Here is a 16,092-nt window from a genome sequence, read left to right on the forward strand (position 1 = left end):
GAGAACAGACTGTCCATGCGCTCGCCGTGCAGGGGATTGATGATGAAGAGGTGCGCCGTCGCCGGATTGCGTTCGGCATCCGGGTTGCGGATGCGTTCGGCGCCGCGGGCGATCTTGTCAAGGGCAGATGCCAGCCAGAGCGGATTTCCGCAGATTTCGGCGCCGCGCCGATCGGCCTCGTATTCGCGGGTACGGCTCACCGCCATCTGCACGATCATCGCGGCGAAGGGCGCGACCAGCATCGCCACCAGCACGCCGACGAAGCCGAACGGGTTGTTGTTGTCGCGGTTGCCGCCGAAGAAGAAAGCGAAGTTGCCGAGCATCGAGATGGCACCGGCCAGCGTCGCGACGATGGTCATGGTCAGCGTGTCGCGGTGCTGGATGTGGGCGAGTTCGTGCGCCATCACCGCCGCCACTTCCTCATGCGAGAGCTGTTCCAGCAGCCCGGTGGAGGCGGCCACTGCGGCATTCTCGGGATTGCGGCCGGTGGCGAACGCGTTGGGCTGCGGATTGTCGATCAGATAGGTCTTCGGCATCGGCAGGCCGGCCTGCTTGGCCAACGCCTGGACGATGGCGTAGAACTCAGGTGCGTTCTTCGCATCGACCTCGACGGCGCGATTCATCGACAGCACCATCTTGTCGGCGTTCCAGTAGCTGAACAGATTCATGCCGGCGGCGATCAGCAGCGCGATCACCATGCCGCCGGAGCCGCCGATCAGGAAGCCGACGCCCATGAACAGCGCCGTCATCGCGGCAAGAAGCATTGCTGTGCGAAGGGTGTTCATCGTCTAGATCCGTCCGTGGTGGCGAAAGGGGTCGATCCTTGCGAGTTCATGGCTATATGATGGGAGACACCTGCCCCTGTTTCAATGCGCCGGGACTATCGCATGACCGACCAGACCAGCAAAGCCGATGCCGCGCCGGCGAGCGACGCGCCGCAAAAAACCCCGACGCCGGCGGCCAGCCGCGCGCTGGCCGAGGCTGAGGCGAGGCGCCGGAAATATCGCGAAAAGGAAGCCGCGCTGCCCAAGGAAATCGGCGGCCGCGGCGGCAAGGAACCCGGCCGCTACGGCGACTGGGAGGTGAAAGGTCTTACCAGCGACTTTTAGCGGGTGCGCCGATATTCAGGTGAGGCCGGCCTGCGAACGCTGGTTTCCTGCGCTTCCGGTGCTCACGTACCTCAAGTACGCTCCCCTCCGGTTCTCGGAAACCACCCTTCTCGACTCGGCCTGACCTGAATCTCGACGCCCTCTAGGCCGCGGCCCGAGACGGTGCCAACTCAATCCCACCCCGATCATCGACGGTAATGCCAAGCTCGTCGTAAGAGGCGATCGATGCGTGCAGCGTCGCGATCGGATGCGTGTGCGTGGCGCTGATCACCATCAGGGAAGCGCCGGACGCTTCCGCCGCCGCGATGCCGGCCGGAGCGTCCTCGAAGACCAGGCAGTCGCGTGCGTCGACGCCGAGACGCCTGGCTGCGAGCTGGAAGCAATCGGGCGCCGGCTTGCCGCGGGTGACGTCCTCGGCCGCGACGATCACGGCGGGAACAGGAATGCCGGCCGCCTTCATGCGCAGCAGCGCCAGTTCGTGCGGTGCCGAGGTGGCGATCGCCCAGCGCTCCGGCGGCAGCGACTTGAGAAACGACACCGCGCCGGCGATCGGCACGATGCCTTCGAGATCACCCGCTTCAGCCTTCAGCAGCGCGTCGGCCTCAAGCACCGGATCGATGCCCGGAAGCATCAGCGCGGCGATGGTCTCGACAGCCCGCTTGCCATGAATCGTCGGCAGGAAGGTCGCGACGTCGAGGCCCTGGCGCTGAGCCCAGTCAGTCCACACCCTTTCGGCCGCGGCAATGGAATTGATCACCGTGCCGTCCATATCGAACAGGAAGGCCGCGAATTTTCTGCCTGCAAACATCTAAAATCCTGGAGGTCGTATTCGGGAGGGACTAAGCTACGATCGATCGTAGCCGCATGGCCGGGCCGTGGAAAGGCGCAAGGCCGCCTTTTGACATGCCGGAGCGGTGCAAACCGCTCCAATATCTGTTTTGCGCAATTCCGTACGGAAGACCACTACGCACTGTTCCTGAAAGTGTTCCAAGGGGAACCATGGCAGGCCTGCCGCGTTGAAAAGACTGTCTTCCAGAATGACCGCAGGGGGTATCGCGATGCTGATCCGGCTCGGCTACGAAATCGCCATTGAATGCGCCGGATCGACGCCGATCATCTCGCTGCTCGACATCCACAGGGATCGTCAGGCCGACATCAAGCGGCAGACGCGCGTGCTCACCTCGCCTTCCGTGCCGACCAGGGTCTACCACGACCGCCACGGCAACAGCTGCCGCCGCTTCACCGCGCCTGCCGGCGGCTTTCGCATCCTCTATGACGCGGTCATCGAGGACAGCGGTGAGCCGGACGAGGTCAACACGCTCGCCAGGGAAACGCCGGTGGCGGAGCTCCCCGATGACGTGCTCGTCTACCTGCTTGGCAGCCGCTATTGCGAAACAGACCATCTCAGCGATCTCGCCTGGCAGCGGTTCGGCAACTTGCCGCCGGGCTGGGCGCGGGCGCAGGCGATCGTCGATTACGTCCACAGTCGGCTGTCCTTCGGCTACGGCTATGCGCGCGCCACCCGCACGGCGGCGCAGGCGCATGAGGAGCGCGTCGGCGTCTGCCGCGACTTCGCGCATCTGGCGATCGCGCTGTGCCGCGCCATGAACATGCCCGCCCGATATGTGAACGGGTATCTCGGCGACATCGGCGTTCCCGTCGATCCGGCGCCGATGGACTTCTCGGCCTGGCTCGAAGTCTTCCTCGACGGCAAATGGTACACGTTCGATCCCCGCCACAATATTCCCAGGATCGGCCGCGTTGTCATCGCGCGCGGCCGCGACGCTACCGACGTGCCACTGCTGCACAGCTTCGGCCAGCATCAGCTCAAGCTGTTCAAGGTCTGGACCTATGAGCAGGAGCGCAATCTGTTCAGCCCGCCCCATCACAACGTCGACAGGACGGTCAGCGCGCAGATGCTGGCATAGGCCCTGCCGCGGCCGGATTCCCGCAAGACACAGAGCCGGATCATGATCCGCTTCGGCACAGCGCGCCTGTGCCGGACTGGGATCGCGGTTGGCGGCTCGGTCGCGCGAAGACGGAGCATGGTAAGCACTTCCTAAACTCCGCGGCTGCCACGGCCTTTTGTTTACCGGCCGTTCACCCTGACTTGCTCGGAATTCAAGCAAAAACAAGGACTTGACTAGAAAGCGCCGGATTCATCCGGCAGGGTGCCCCAACCCGGCCGGAATCCTGCACCGCATCCGTCAGTCGGCTTCGAGGCCGATGGCGAATGGAGGCGGAAGATGCGGCGTTTTGCGGGTCTTGTTCACGGGGCAGGCGGCTTTGCCAGGGATCGCGGCGGAAACTTCGCCATCCTGTTCGGCGCCGCCGCCTCGGTGCTGGCGCTCGGTGTCGGCTTCGGCGTCAACATCACCCAGATCTACAATGCCCAATCCAGCCTGCAGGGCGTGGTCGACGCAGCCGTCACCTCGACGGCGCGGGACCTGACCACCGACGTCATCAAGGAGGCCGACGCGAGCAAGTCGGTGCAGGCTTTTCTCGACGCCAACAGCGCGGCCGGCATCCTGCAAGCCGGCCAGGTCGTCCTCGACAAATTGACGGTAGACAAGGCCGCAAAGACCGTCCGGGCGGACGCGCATGTCGATGTCGCCTTCTACTTCCCGCTGTTCAGCATGGGCGACACCACGCGCATTGCCGTCTCCACCACCGCGCTCTATTCCGACAAGACAATCGAGGTGGCGATGATGCTCGACGTCACCGGGTCGATGGCCCCCGACAAGCGCGCCAAGACCAACAAGATCGGCGACCTGCAGGCTGCCGCCTCGGACGCGGTCAAGGATCTGCTCGGCCAGAACCGCGACCCCGGCAATCCGCGCGTGCGGGTGTCGATCGTCCCCTATGCCGAGGCCGTCAATACAGGCGGCCTGGCCGGCACCCTGTTCGTCGAGACGGCGACTGGCCCGAAGGTCCCGCCGCCGATCGACGCGCCCGTATCGGCGTCGGCGACTTCGGCGCCCGACAAATGCGCGACCGAGCGCAAGGACAAGGACGGCTATGCCGACTATTCGTCCGACGGGCCCTACACGCTGCGCCTCGACAACAAGGGCAGGATATATCAGGCCAAGGTCAACCGCGACTACCGCATGAAAGTGTGTCCCTCGGCCGCCCTCGTTCCATTGACCGCCGATGAAGGCAAGCTGCTCACCGCCATCGACCATTTCAGCGCCGCGGGCGTCACGGCCGGCGGGATCGCCGCGCAGTGGGGTTACTACATGCTCTCGCCGGCCTGGCGCTCGGCGATCGCGGACGCCGGCCTCGGCGCCGGCCCCGCCAATTTCGACACCAGAAAGGTGGCCAAGATCGCCATCCTGATGACCGACGGCCAGTTCAACACTGCCTTTGCCGGAGCGCGCGGCGCGCCCAAATCACAGGACCAAGGCCAGATGTCGCGCGGCAACGCCGAAAGCATCTGCGCCAACATGAAGCGCGACGGCATCGAGATCTTCACCATCGGCTTCGATCTCAACGATCCGTCGATGACGGCGACGGAGCGTGACCAGGCAAAGACCCTGCTCAAGGATTGCGCCACGGCCGATACATCGTCGCTCAAGCACTATTACGAGGCGGCCAACGGTCCGGAACTGTCCGACGCGTTCGGCAAGATCACCGAGAACATCGAGAAGCTCACGATCAACCGCTGAGACGTTGCGGCGAGCGCGTGCGCAGCCCGCCAAACGGAAAAGGCCGCCGCTTCTTCACGAAGCCGGCGGCCTTCCGTGTTTCCGTCCATGACGCGGTCTCTGGCGGTGATGCCATCGCATCACCTGCCGCGCTTCTCGCGCCTTAACGGGAAGACTGCTTCCCGAAAGTGCAATCCGCTGAGGCCACGTTCTGGAAAACGAAATCACTCGACATCGGATCACCTCCTTTCGATCTGTTGAACACACCCTCATGATGGGGTGCGTTGCAGCGAAAGACAAGGGGCAGGCGAAAAAGGCGTTGGTGTATTGCTAGACGAAGCGCATCGTCGCGCCGACCTCGATCCGCGCCGGCCGGTCGACGGTGCAGTAGACGCCGAGATTGTGGGCGTTGTGGCGCACCAGGTTGCGCAGGATGCCGGGATCGGCGTCGAAGCCGTCCTGGGCGATGATGGTGAAGCCGCAGCGGCGGCACGGCTCCGAGACGGTGAGCAGCAGGTCGCCGATAGCGAGCTTGCGGCCGACCCATTCGGCTTCGGGAAACGAACCTTCGACCGCGGCCATGTCGATGACGATGTTGGGACGGAAGCGGCGCGGGTCGGCCGCCCCTTCCGGATGCAGCGTCTTGAGCCGTGCGAGCGAGGCGGTGGTCAAAAGATGGATCGGCGTCTTGACGTAGCGTTCCGCGGTCAGCGGGCCGGCATAATCCGGCGCGGCATCGTCCTGGCGGAATGGCCGGATCGAAGCCGCGAAACCGAGAAAGGCGGAGATGGCGCGGTCGCTTTCGGCCCCGGGCGCCGCCAGCCAGCCGCCGCCGGGAACGGCAACTTCCAGTTCCCGGGCGTTCGACAGCCGGGTGCGGATCAGCGGCACCTTGTGCCATTTCGCCTCCCGGTCGGGCCGGGCGATCTCGCCGCTGGTCGCATCGACGAGGCCGAACAGCCGATCGCCATCGACGGTGCGGCTTCCGACCTCGATCGCATGCTGGCGCTCGCCGGCGAGCGAGCTCGCCGGATAGCGCCAGAGCTGGCTAACCGTGCCCCGTGCCGCCGCGTCGGCCATCAGCTCCTCTTGTTTTGCCGGTTGGCGACGAGGTCGTCGACGACGGCCGGGTCGGCCAGCGTCGAGGTGTCGCCGAGCGCGCCGAAATCGTCCTCGGCGATCTTGCGCAGGATGCGGCGCATGATCTTGCCCGAGCGGGTCTTGGGCAGGCCCGGCGCGAACTGGATCTTGTCGGGCGTGGCGATGGCGCCGATCTCCTTACGGACATGGTCGACAAGCTCCTTGCGCAGCCCGTCGCTCGCTGCCTCGCCGGCCATCAGCGTGACATAGCAGTAGATGCCCTGGCCCTTGATGTCGTGCGGGTAGCCGACGACGGCGGCTTCCGAAACCTTGTCGTGGCTGACCAGCGCCGATTCCACTTCCGCGGTGCCCATGCGGTGGCCGGACACGTTGAGGACGTCATCGACGCGGCCGGTGATCCAGTAATAGCCGTCGTCGTCACGGCGGCAGCCGTCACCGGTGAAGTATTTGCCCTTGTAGGTCGAGAAATAGGTCTGCACGAAGCGATCGTGATCGCCATAGACGGTGCGCATCTGGCCAGGCCAGGAATCGGTGATGCAGAGATTGCCGTCGGCCGCGCCTTCCAGCACCTTGCCGTCGCCGTCGACCAGTTGCGGCTTGACGCCGAAGAAGGGCCGCGTCGCCGAGCCGGCCTTGAGGTTTGTGGCGCCGGGCAGCGGCGTGATCAGGATGCCGCCGGTCTCGGTCTGCCACCAGGTATCGACGATCGGAACCTTGCCGTTGCCGACGAGGTTGAAATACCACTCCCAGGCCTCGGGGTTGATCGGCTCGCCGACCGAGCCCAGCACGCGCAGCGACTTGCGCGAGGTCTTCGTCACATGGGCATCGCCGGCGCCCATCAGGGCGCGCAGCGCCGTCGGCGCGGTGTAGAAGATGTTGACCTTGTGCTTGTCGATGACTTCCCAGAAGCGCGACTGCGAGGGGTAGTTCGGCACGCCCTCGAACATCAGCGTCGTGGCGCCGTTGGCGAGCGGCCCATAGACGATATAGCTGTGGCCGGTGACCCAGCCGACATCGGCGGTGCACCAGTAGATGTCGCCGTCATGGTAATCGAAGACATATTGGTGCGTCATCGAGGCGTAGACGAGATAGCCGGCGGTGGTGTGCAGCACGCCCTTCGGCTTGCCGGTCGAGCCGGAGGTGTAGAGGATGAACAGCGGATCCTCCGCCTTCATCTTCTCCGGCTTGCAGTCGGCCTTAACGGTCGCGGCTTCCTCGTGGTACCAGACGTCGCGTCCCGGTGCCCAGCCGACCTTGCCGCCGGTTCGGCGCACCACCACCACCTTGTCGACCCTGGTGCCGGCCTTGGCGGCGATCTCGACCGCCTTGTCGGTATTTTCCTTCAGGGGGACATGTTTGCCGCCACGCAGGCCCTCATCGGCGGTGATGACGATGGTCGACTTGCAGTCGTCGATGCGGCCGGCGAGCGCGTCCGGCGAGAAGCCGCCGAAGACGACCGAGTGGATGGCGCCGATCCGCGTGCAGGCCAGCATCGCATAGGCCGCTTCCGGGATCATCGGCATGTAGATGGTGACGCGGTCGCCCTTCTTGACGCCGTGCTTCTTCAGCACGTTGGCGAAGCGGCAGACGTGCGCATAGAGCTCGTTATAGGTGACCTTGCGATCGTCATAGGGATTGTCGCCTTCCCAGATGATGGCGGTCTGGTCGCCGCGCTTCTTCAGGTGCCGGTCGATGCAATTCCACGACACGTTGGTCTCGCCGTCCTCGAACCATTTGATCGACACCTTGCCGTCGAAGGAGGTGTTCTTGACCTTGCTGAAGGGCTTGAACCAGTCGATGCGCTTGCCGTGCTTGGCCCAGAACTTGTCCGGTGACTTCACGCTGTCAGCATACCATTTGAGATAGGTGTCGTTATCGATCAGCGCGTTCTTCTTCCACGCCGGCTGCACCCGATGGACATGAACCTCGGACATTTTCAGTTTCCTCCCCAAACCAAGCCGCCGGGTGGCGGTGTCGCGGCGAAGCGGCCGCGAATTCGGGCGCATTATTAACAGTTCCGCGGTGACGACAACATTAGACGTTGGATTCGCGCGGCGGGATGACGCAGGGGCACTGCCGCACGCTGTCAGCACTCACGGCCTATCGCTGCTAACTGCATGTTTTGGCGAAGGAAAAGGCCGACACGATCAGAAAAAATCAATAGACAGTTAAGCAACTGAGCGCAGAATCACACATGGGAGGAAAGGAGATCGACGCAGGGGGCTGCAATGCATGACCATACCGAAATGGACCTGATGCTCAGGGGATATGGCCTGACCACGGCCAAGATTCTCTACCATTTTCCCGACCATCCGCATCTCTTGCAGAGCTACATCTGGCAGGACTACGACATCGCGCCGAAGTTCCCGGTGCTGATCCGCTTCATCGAGTTCTGGAAGGCCAAGCTCGACGGGCCGCTGCATTCGGTGACCTACACGCACCAGACGCTGGTCGCGCCGAACGAGTGGCGCAAGGTGGATGGAGAGTTTCTGGTGCATTAGTCTCTCGGTGCCGTTCCGACCGACGGCTCGCATGCCTTGGCGATTGGGGAAAACCCAGATCGATTCGTCATGGTCGACGCGGTGCCGCCGGCGGGGTCCTTGTAGTCGCAGTGTGGCAGCCGCGTTCGGGTAAACCGTCTGGGAGTCGATATGCGGATCGGGTGGACGATCTTGATCTGGCTTGCGCTTGGCGGCGTCGGGGCCGCGGCAGAGGCGCGGTGCCCGAAGGGGGAAGCGCCGATCCAACCGGAGGATATCGAAGCCGCGCCGGACTGCATCCAAGCACACAAGCTGCACGATGCCTGCGCCTGGGGGTCGAGTGGCGATGCCACTATGACGGAGATCGTCATGAGCAAGTGCGAGGCCGGTTTCTTCGACCATATGACGGCCGCGCAGAAGCGCCGCTATGAGGCTCGTGGCCGAGCATGCGGCGAGCGCTATCCGGTCACGCCGCTTGGCGGGTCAATTCAAATATACCTGTCCGCCATGTGCCACGAGGACCTCGCGGTGACCTATTTCAAGGCGGCCAAAGGCGGGCGTATCGCGGGAACGCCACCGTGGAAGGTTCCCGACATAGCTGAGTAGATCGAGGTTTGCTTCCAGGAGCCGCAAGCTCTTCGGCGAAAGGTCGGGGGCAAATTTTTGCCCCGCTGAACGGCGGCGATGCCGCCGCCCGGCGGGTAAACTGGTGTCAGACGGCCGGCGGGTTCAACCGGGCAAAGCCCTCTTGCCGCCGATAGGGGAAGTACGGGTAAGGCGCGGTGACTTCGCTTGCCGCGTCCAGTGTCCTGATCTGCTCCGGCGTCAGCGTCCAACCGACGCCGCCAAGGTTCTGGCGCAACTGCTCTTCGTTGCGGGCGCCGATGATGACGGAGGCGACGGTCGGGCGCTGCAGGAGCCAGTTGATGGCGACCTGCGGCACCGTCTTGCCGGTTTCCTCAGCAACGGCGTCTAGTGCCTCGACAACATTGAACAGGTGTTCGTCATCGACCGGCGGCCCAAAGCTTGCCGTGTCGTGCAGCCGGCTCCTTTCCGGCAGAGGCCGGCCGCGGCGGATCTTGCCGGTCAGCCGGCCCCAGCCGAGCGGGCTCCACACCAGCGCGCCGACGCCCTGGTCGAGGCCGAGCGGCATCAGCTCCCATTCATAGTCGCGGCCGAGCAGCGAATAGTAGACCTGATGCGCGGCGTAGCGCGGGTAGCCGTGCTTCTCCGCCAGGCCGAGCGACTTCATCACCTGCCAACCGGAGAAATTGGAGACGCCGACATAGCGCAGCTTGCCGGCGCGCACGAGGTGGTCCAGCGTCGACAGTACCTCTTCGACCGGTGTGCCGGCATCGAAGGCGTGCAGTTGCAAGAGGTCGATGTAGTCGGTGCCGAGACGCCTGAGCGCGTCCTCCACCGCCTTGATCAGACGCGAGCGCGAGGAGCCGTAATCGGCTGGCCCGTCGCCCATTGGCAGCGATGTCTTGGTCGAGATCAGCACGGCGTCGCGGCGGCCCTTGATCGCCGCGCCCAGCACCACTTCCGAAGCGCCGTTCGAATAGACATCGGCGGTGTCGAAGAGGTTGACGCCGGCCTCGAGGCAGATGTCGAGCAGCCGGCGCGCCTCTTGCGCGTCGCTGTTGCCCCAGGCGCCGAACAGCGGGCCGGAACCGCCGAAGGTGCCGGCCCCGAACGAGAGCGCCGGGACCTTGAGGCCCGATGCGCCAAGACGTCGATAATCCATCTTTTGCTCCTGCTTGGATTGAGAGGGTGGTTGAGCTTTTGCCGGGCAGACTACGTGCGGACGGACGCCGGCTCGCCGAGCGCCTGGGCGCGATCGAGGCGCAGCGCCAGCGCGGCGACGCAGAGCGCCGAAAGCGGCAGCAGGGCCGCGACCCAGGTGACGGCGCCAAGGCCGGGGCCATGCGCGATAACCACGCCGCCCAGCCAGGCGCCGGCGGCGTTGCCGAGGTTGAAGGCGGCGATGTTGAAGGAGGAGGCAAGGCTCTGCCCGGCGCCTTCGGCCTTTTCCAGCACCCACATCTGCAGCGGCGCCACGGTGGCGAAGGCGGCGGCGCCGAGCAGGCCGGCAAAGAGGACCGCCAGCACCTGGCTCCGCAGGCCAAGAGTCATCAGGCCAAGCACCAGCGCCAGCACAATCAGGCTGCCGAGCACGGACGGCACCAGCCAGCGATCGGCTGCCTTGCCGCCGATCAGGTTGCCGGCGATGAGGCCGCCGCCGAAGACGAGCAGGATCGGCGACACCGCCGCTTCCGGAAAGCCGCTGATTTCGGTCAGCATCGGAGCGATGTAGGTGAAGACGGCAAAGACGCCGGCATAGCCAAGCACGGTGGTGGCGAAGCCGAGCAGGACGGGTGCGCGGCCGAGCACCGCGAGATCGGCGCGCAGATTGCTCTTCTGGGGCTCTGGCTGCTCGCGCGGCACCAGGGCCAAGATGACCGCGAAGGCCGCGATGCCAACCAGCGTCACCGCCCAGAAGGTGGCGCGCCAGCCGAAGGCCTGGCCGAGCCATGTGCCGAACGGGACGCCGAGGATATTGGCGATGGTCAGCCCGGTGAACATCAGCGCGATCGCCGAGGCCTTCCTGTTGGGCGCGACCAGCCCGGTCGCCACGACCGAGCCGACGCCGAAGAAGGTGCCGTGGGCAAAGGCGGTGAGCACGCGGGCGCCCATCAGCGTCCAGTAATCGGGAGCGAGCGCGCAGGCGAGATTGCCAAGGGTGAAGATCGCCATCAGCGCCAGGAGCACGGTCTTGCGCGGCCAGCGGCCGGTGGCGATGGTGAGCAGCGGCGCGCCGATAACGACGCCCAGCGCATAGCCGGAGATCAGCTGGCCGGCGGCCGAGATCGAAACGCCGAGGTCGCCGCTGACCTCGAGCAGCAGGCCCATGATGACGAATTCGGTGACACCGATGCCGAAAGCGCCGGCGGCGAGGGCATAAAGAGCAAGAGGCATGGCGGTCGTCCCGTTGGTGGAGCAGGAACATCATTTTCCCGCGTCCCGGCCAGAAGATCGGGTTGCTACCGCCTGTGAACCAGCCTTGCCCGAGGCATATTAATTGTGAAATAGATTCATGAATGGCAAGACCAGAGATAAACCGCTCCGGCGAGATCGAGGTGTTTGTCCGTGTCGTCGAGGCTGGCAGCTTTTCCGCCGCGGCGCGGACGCTGCGCATGACGCCGTCGGCGGTGAGCAAGCTGATCGCGCGGCTGGAGGCGCGGCTCGGCGCCCGCCTGGTCAGCCGTTCGACGCGCAGGCTGCAGCTCACCCCGGAAGGCGTCGCCTTCCACGACAGCGGCGTGCGCATCCTGGCCGACATGGCGGCGGCCGAGCGCGAGGCGGCGGCCGGCGCCGCGCCGCGCGGCCTGCTCAGAATCAACTCCTATGTGCCGTTCGGCCAGCACCGGCTGATCCCGCTTCTGCCGCGCTTCCTGGAGCACTATCCCGAGATCTCGGTAGACGTCGTGCTGACCGACCATGTCATCGACCTGATGGAGGAGCGCGCCGACGTCGCCATCCGCGCCGGGCCGCTCGGCGAATCGCGGCTGGTGGCGCGCAAACTCGGGCAGAGCGGCGTGGTGGTGGTCGCAGCACCCTCCTACCTCGATGCGCACGACACTCCGCGCACGCCGGCCGATCTCGACCGCCACAACCGCATGGGCTTCCGCTTCGCGCGCCATATCGACGGCTGGCCGTTTGCCGACAGGGCCGGCCTTGCCACCGTCGTCCCAATCAAGGGCAATGCCCAGGTCAGCGACGGCGAGGCGATGCGGCTGATGGCGCTTGCCGGCGCGGGCATCGCCCGGCTGGCGCGCTGGCATGTCGAGCCCGACATCGCCGCCGGCCGGCTGGTGCCGCTGCTCGAGGATTTCAATCCCGGCGACGAGGAAATGACCCACGCCGTCTATGTCGGCCAGGGCAAGCACCTGCCGGCCAGGGTGCGTGCCTTTCTCGATTTTCTGGTCGAAACGGTGCGGCTCTGAACGGGGCACGAAAAATGCCGCGCGCCCGAGGGACGCGCGGCTGCTCAGACGAAGCGGACGAACTAGGCCTTCGGCACGAACGGCGCCGGGCGCCGGCCAGCGCCCTGCCGCTCCAGCATCCAGCCAGGATATTCGGAGGGCAGTGTGCTGACCTCGTCCAGCCTGGCGATATCCTCGGCGTCGAGCTTCAGCGCGGTGGCGGCGAGGTTCTGCTCGAGCTGGTCCATGCGGCTGGCGCCGATGATGACGCTCATCACGAAGGGTTTTGCCAGCACGTAGCCGAGCGCCACGGTGGCAACGCTGACATCGTGCTTCCTGGCGATCTCGCGCATGACAGCGACGGCTGCCCAGGCGCGATCCTCGTTGACCGGCGGGAAGTTGAAGGAGGCGCGTCGGCCTTCGCCATTGCCAGGCGCGCCCGGACCGTATTTGCCGGAGAGCAGCCCGCCGGCCATCGGTGACCAGACCATCAGGCCGAGCTTCTCCTCGTTGAGCAGCGGCACGATCTCGCGTTCGAGGTCGCGGCCGGCGATCGAATAGTAGGACTGCACGGTCTCGAAGCGGGCAAGGCCCTTGCGCTCGGCAATGCCCAGCGCCTTGGCGATGCGCCAGGCCTGCCAGTTCGAGACGCCGACGTAACGCACCTTGCCGCTGGACACTAGATCGTCGAGCGCCCGCAGCGTCTCGTCGATCGGGCTCACCGTGTCGGTGCCGTGCAGCTGGTAGAGGTCGATGTGATCGAGCTGCAGCCGTTCGAGGCTGGCCTCGACCGAATCCATGATGTGGCCGCGCGAGGAGCCGCGCTGGTTCGGGCCCTCGCCCATGACGCCATGCACCTTGGTGGCGATGATGACGTCCGAACTCTTGACGCCGAGATCCCGGAGCGACTGGCCGAGCAGTCTTTCGGAGGCGCCGAAGGAATAGACATCGGCCGTGTCGAAGAAGTTGACGCCGGCGGCAATCGAGCGGCCGACGATCTCGTTGACGCCTTTCTGGTCGAGGCTGGCGATCAGGCCCCATTGGGCGTTCTCGCCGGCGGCGCCGAAGGTCATGGTGCCGAGGCAAAGTTCGGAGACGAACAGGCCGGTGTTTCCGAGTTGATTGTAGCGCATGTTGGGAGCTCCAGGGAGATGGGGAATGACGCTGGAGCAAATAGGAACGGTACGTTCCGTTTCAAGAGCTTGGAGCAAGCGTGGCGAGCAACTGGCTCAAGAGAACCGTCGGGCAGCCACCGCTAGGCAGTAGGTGGTTCCCAGGGATTAAGTACGGTAACGCCGATGTCTTCGAAGTCAGACATTGCGCGTAACCACGATTAGGTCATGGACGAGGGCTGTCGCTGCTATCAGTGTGTCTGCGCTACCTCGCGTACGACCTGCCGTGATGCGGCCCCTGCCAACGCAATCTCTTCGGTGATTGGAAGAATGCAGTCTGCATTGTCTCTTCGCAACTCTCGCAGCCAGATATCGAGCCGGGCCGCCCTTTCAGGGTCAACCTTGCGCTGCTTGACGATCCCTCGCTCGATCTCGCCAAGGGTAATGACGCTAAGGCTGATCGACGCCGGATCGATCGAAGCCACCCACGCAGGCGGCTTCGGCAGGCGCCTCTGCGTATCCGAAGCGACGTTCGTATCCAGCAGGTATATTCAGAGGTCGATGTCCCGGATCATCGTATTCCGGCGACGGGTGATTTCCTCGTCAAACTCATCGTCCCACCCGGGGCCGGTCAGAAGATATTCGGCAAGCGATTTCTTCTTTCCGGCAAGGCGATCGTAGTCCTCCACGGACAGGACAACTGCAGCCCGTTCACCGCGAAGTGTCACGGTCTGTGGCCCTTCGGTTCGCGCCCGCTGAAACACTTTCGAAAAATTGTTTTTTGCGTCCTGTAGATGCCAGTTCATGAAGACCGTCCTAGCTAGCTTGGCTGGATATACATCTGGCAAGCCTTTGCGGCGAGGTTCATCGCCCAGTTATCGGCTGCCGAAGATCGCCGAGCCGACCCTGACGCTGGTCGCGCCGAAGGCGATCGCCGTCTCGTAGTCGCCGGACATGCCCATCGACAGCTTTGCGACCCCAGCCTCCTTGCCGAGCTTCTCCAGCAGCGCGAAATGCGGGCCGGGGTTCTCGTCGGCTGGCGGAATGCACATCAGGCCTTCGACCGCGAGGCCGTGGACCTCGCGGCAGCGCTTGACGAAGGCGACCGCCTCGCGCGGCTCGATGCCGGCCTTTTGCGGCTCCGAGCCGGTGTTGACCTGAACGTAGAGTTTTGGTGTCCGGCCCTGTCTCGCCATCTCCTTGGCGAGTTCGGCGGCGATCTTCTCGCGGTCCACGGTCTCGATGACGTCGAACAGCGTGACCGCTTCCCTGGCCTTGTTCGACTGCAGCGGACCGATCAGATGCAATTCGATGCCGGGAAATAGATGCTTCAGCGCCGGCCATTTGCCTTGCGCTTCCTGCACGCGGTTTTCGCCGAAGACGCGCTGGCCGGCCTCGATGACCGGGCTGATCGATGCGGCCTCGAAGGTCTTCGACACCGCCACCAGCGTGACCGCGCCTTGGTCGCGGCCGGCCTCGCGCTCGGCGGCGGCAATCCTTGCCTTGACGGCAAAAAGCTGTTCGACGGCGCTCGTCATGCCCATATCCTGCCTGTAGTTTTGGTCCTCGCCGGCTCGCCGCAGTTGACGGGTCCGGCAATCCATGATGAACACCGCGACGACATTTTCCTGGGCCGCCGGGCATTGCCCCGCGGTTCGTGCCAGCTTTTAAGTGAAAAACATCCGATGGCAACCGAACGATACAATCCGCGCGCGTCAGAGCCCAAATGGCAGAAGGCCTGGGCCGAAAAGAAGCTGTTCGAGGCCGACAACGCCGATCCGAAGCCGAAATACTACGTGCTCGAGATGTTCCCCTATCCGTCGGGGCGCATCCATATCGGCCATACCCGCAACTATACGATGGGCGACGTCGTGGCGCGCTACAAGCGCGCCAAGGGTTTTAACGTGCTGCACCCGATGGGCTGGGATGCCTTCGGCATGCCGGCCGAGAACGCGGCGATGCAGAACAAGGTCCACCCCAAGGACTGGACCTATGAGAACATCGCCACCATGCGCGAGCAGCTCAAGGTCATGGGCCTGTCGCTGGACTGGGCGCGCGAGTTCGCCACCTGCGACGTCGACTACTACCACCGCCAGCAGATGCTGTTCCTCGACTTCGTCGAGAAGGGGCTGGTGACGCGCAAATCCTCCAAGGTCAACTGGGACCCGGAGGACATGACGGTGCTCGCCAACGAGCAGGTCATCGACGGTCGCGGCTGGCGCTCCGGCGCGCTGGTCGAGCAGCGGGAACTGACGCAGTGGTTCTTCAAGATCACCGACTTCGCGCAGGACCTGCTGGATTCGCTCGAAGGCCTCGACGAATGGCCGGAGAAGGTCAAGCTGATGCAGCACAACTGGATCGGCCGCTCGGAAGGGCTGCTGATCCGCTGGCCGCTGGCCAAGCCGGTCGCCGGCGAGCATGAGCTGGAGGTCTACACGACCAGGCCGGACACTATCTTCGGCGCCTCGTTCATGGCGGTCGCCGCCGACCATCCGCTGGCCAAGAAGGCTGCCGAGGATAATGTCGAGCTGGCCAAGTTCATCGACGAGGTCCGCCACATGGGCACCTCGGTGGCGGCGCTGGAGACGGCCGAGAAGAAGGGCTTCGACACCGGCATCCGCGTCGTCCATCCGTTCGACGAGAACTGGACGCTGCCGGTC

16 protein-coding genes and 1 pseudogene are annotated in these 16,092 nt (G+C 64.7%); 7 read left to right on the top strand and 10 right to left on the bottom strand.

From position 1 onward, the window contains the following. Positions 1–785, bottom strand: a 785-nt coding sequence (htpX, locus tag EOA33_RS07195; protein ID WP_127405328.1) for a zinc metalloprotease HtpX, incomplete at its 3' end; no start/stop codon positions are given. 102 nt (positions 786–887) lie between these two features. Here htpX and EOA33_RS07200 point away from each other — a divergent pair. Next, positions 888–1,109, top strand: coding sequence for a DUF1674 domain-containing protein (locus EOA33_RS07200; RefSeq protein WP_127405329.1), 222 nt, complete (start codon positions 888–890; stop codon positions 1,107–1,109). A gap of 142 nt (positions 1,110–1,251) precedes the next feature. Here EOA33_RS07200 and EOA33_RS07205 read toward each other — a convergent pair whose 3' ends face one another. Beyond that, a complete protein-coding gene (locus EOA33_RS07205) occupies positions 1,252–1,917 on the bottom strand; it encodes an HAD-IA family hydrolase (protein WP_127405330.1) in 666 nt (221 codons plus the stop codon). A 250-nt stretch (positions 1,918–2,167) separates the two neighbouring features. Between EOA33_RS07205 and EOA33_RS07210 the strand changes: the two genes are divergently transcribed. Both EOA33_RS07210 and EOA33_RS07215 read left to right on the top strand, forming a co-directional pair. After that, a complete protein-coding gene (locus EOA33_RS07210) occupies positions 2,168–3,037 on the top strand; it encodes a transglutaminase family protein (protein WP_127405338.1) in 870 nt (289 codons plus the stop codon). Between the two features lie 318 nt (positions 3,038–3,355). Further along, positions 3,356–4,774, top strand: a complete 1,419-nt coding sequence (locus tag EOA33_RS07215; protein ID WP_127405331.1) for a pilus assembly protein — start codon at positions 3,356–3,358, stop codon at positions 4,772–4,774. A 309-nt stretch (positions 4,775–5,083) separates the two neighbouring features. Here the strand turns inward: EOA33_RS07215 and EOA33_RS07220 are convergent, their stop codons facing one another. Together EOA33_RS07220 and acs are read right to left on the bottom strand one after the other, a co-directional pair. Continuing rightward, a complete protein-coding gene (locus tag EOA33_RS07220) occupies positions 5,084–5,833 on the bottom strand; it encodes an MOSC domain-containing protein (protein WP_127405332.1) in 750 nt (249 codons plus the stop codon). After that, entirely contained in the window at positions 5,833–7,788 is a 1,956-nt protein-coding gene (gene acs, locus EOA33_RS07225; RefSeq protein WP_127405333.1) for an acetate--CoA ligase, read from the bottom strand. Before acs ends, EOA33_RS07220 begins: the two co-directional genes overlap by 1 nt. A gap of 294 nt (positions 7,789–8,082) precedes the next feature. On the opposite strand from acs, the gene EOA33_RS07230 reads away from it, so the two are divergent. Beyond that, complete coding sequence (locus EOA33_RS07230; protein WP_126057588.1) at positions 8,083–8,355, top strand: aspartate-semialdehyde dehydrogenase; 273 nt, start codon at positions 8,083–8,085, stop codon at positions 8,353–8,355. Between the two features lie 150 nt (positions 8,356–8,505). Beyond that, a complete protein-coding gene (locus EOA33_RS07235) occupies positions 8,506–8,940 on the top strand; it encodes a hypothetical protein (protein ID WP_127405334.1) in 435 nt (144 codons plus the stop codon). Between the two features lie 106 nt (positions 8,941–9,046). Here the strand turns inward: EOA33_RS07235 and EOA33_RS07240 are convergent, their stop codons facing one another. Together EOA33_RS07240 and EOA33_RS07245 are read right to left on the bottom strand one after the other, a co-directional pair. Beyond that, positions 9,047–10,081 (bottom strand): aldo/keto reductase, encoded by a 1,035-nt coding sequence (locus tag EOA33_RS07240; RefSeq protein WP_126057590.1) that lies wholly within the window; start codon positions 10,079–10,081, stop codon positions 9,047–9,049. A gap of 50 nt (positions 10,082–10,131) precedes the next feature. Continuing rightward, positions 10,132–11,313: an MFS transporter gene (locus tag EOA33_RS07245; protein ID WP_127405335.1), complete on the bottom strand. Its 1,182-nt coding sequence runs from the start codon at positions 11,311–11,313 to the stop codon at positions 10,132–10,134. A gap of 122 nt (positions 11,314–11,435) precedes the next feature. On the opposite strand from EOA33_RS07245, the gene EOA33_RS07250 reads away from it, so the two are divergent. Then, positions 11,436–12,341, top strand: coding sequence for a LysR family transcriptional regulator (locus tag EOA33_RS07250; RefSeq protein WP_127405336.1), 906 nt, complete (start codon positions 11,436–11,438; stop codon positions 12,339–12,341). A gap of 62 nt (positions 12,342–12,403) precedes the next feature. Here the strand turns inward: EOA33_RS07250 and EOA33_RS07255 are convergent, their stop codons facing one another. The 4 genes and pseudogenes from EOA33_RS07255 to EOA33_RS07270 all read right to left on the bottom strand — a co-directional run bounded on the left by EOA33_RS07255 (position 12,404) and on the right by EOA33_RS07270 (position 14,970). Next, positions 12,404–13,453 (bottom strand): aldo/keto reductase, encoded by a 1,050-nt coding sequence (locus EOA33_RS07255; protein ID WP_127405337.1) that lies wholly within the window; start codon positions 13,451–13,453, stop codon positions 12,404–12,406. A 122-nt stretch (positions 13,454–13,575) separates the two neighbouring features. Next, positions 13,576–13,983 (bottom strand): annotated as a pseudogene (locus EOA33_RS07260) (type II toxin-antitoxin system VapC family toxin). Next, positions 13,984–14,238, bottom strand: a complete 255-nt coding sequence (locus EOA33_RS07265; protein ID WP_126057594.1) for a type II toxin-antitoxin system Phd/YefM family antitoxin — start codon at positions 14,236–14,238, stop codon at positions 13,984–13,986. A gap of 69 nt (positions 14,239–14,307) precedes the next feature. Then, positions 14,308–14,970 (bottom strand): YggS family pyridoxal phosphate-dependent enzyme, encoded by a 663-nt coding sequence (locus EOA33_RS07270; protein ID WP_126057595.1) that lies wholly within the window; start codon positions 14,968–14,970, stop codon positions 14,308–14,310. A 147-nt stretch (positions 14,971–15,117) separates the two neighbouring features. Between EOA33_RS07270 and EOA33_RS07275 the strand changes: the two genes are divergently transcribed. After that, on the top strand, positions 15,118–16,092 hold a 975-nt coding region (locus EOA33_RS07275; RefSeq protein WP_145989083.1), incomplete at its 3' end, for a class I tRNA ligase family protein.

Origin of the sequence: Mesorhizobium sp. M4A.F.Ca.ET.050.02.1.1 (assembly GCF_003997725.1) — a bacterium.
Lineage (GTDB): Bacteria > Pseudomonadota > Alphaproteobacteria > Rhizobiales > Rhizobiaceae > Mesorhizobium.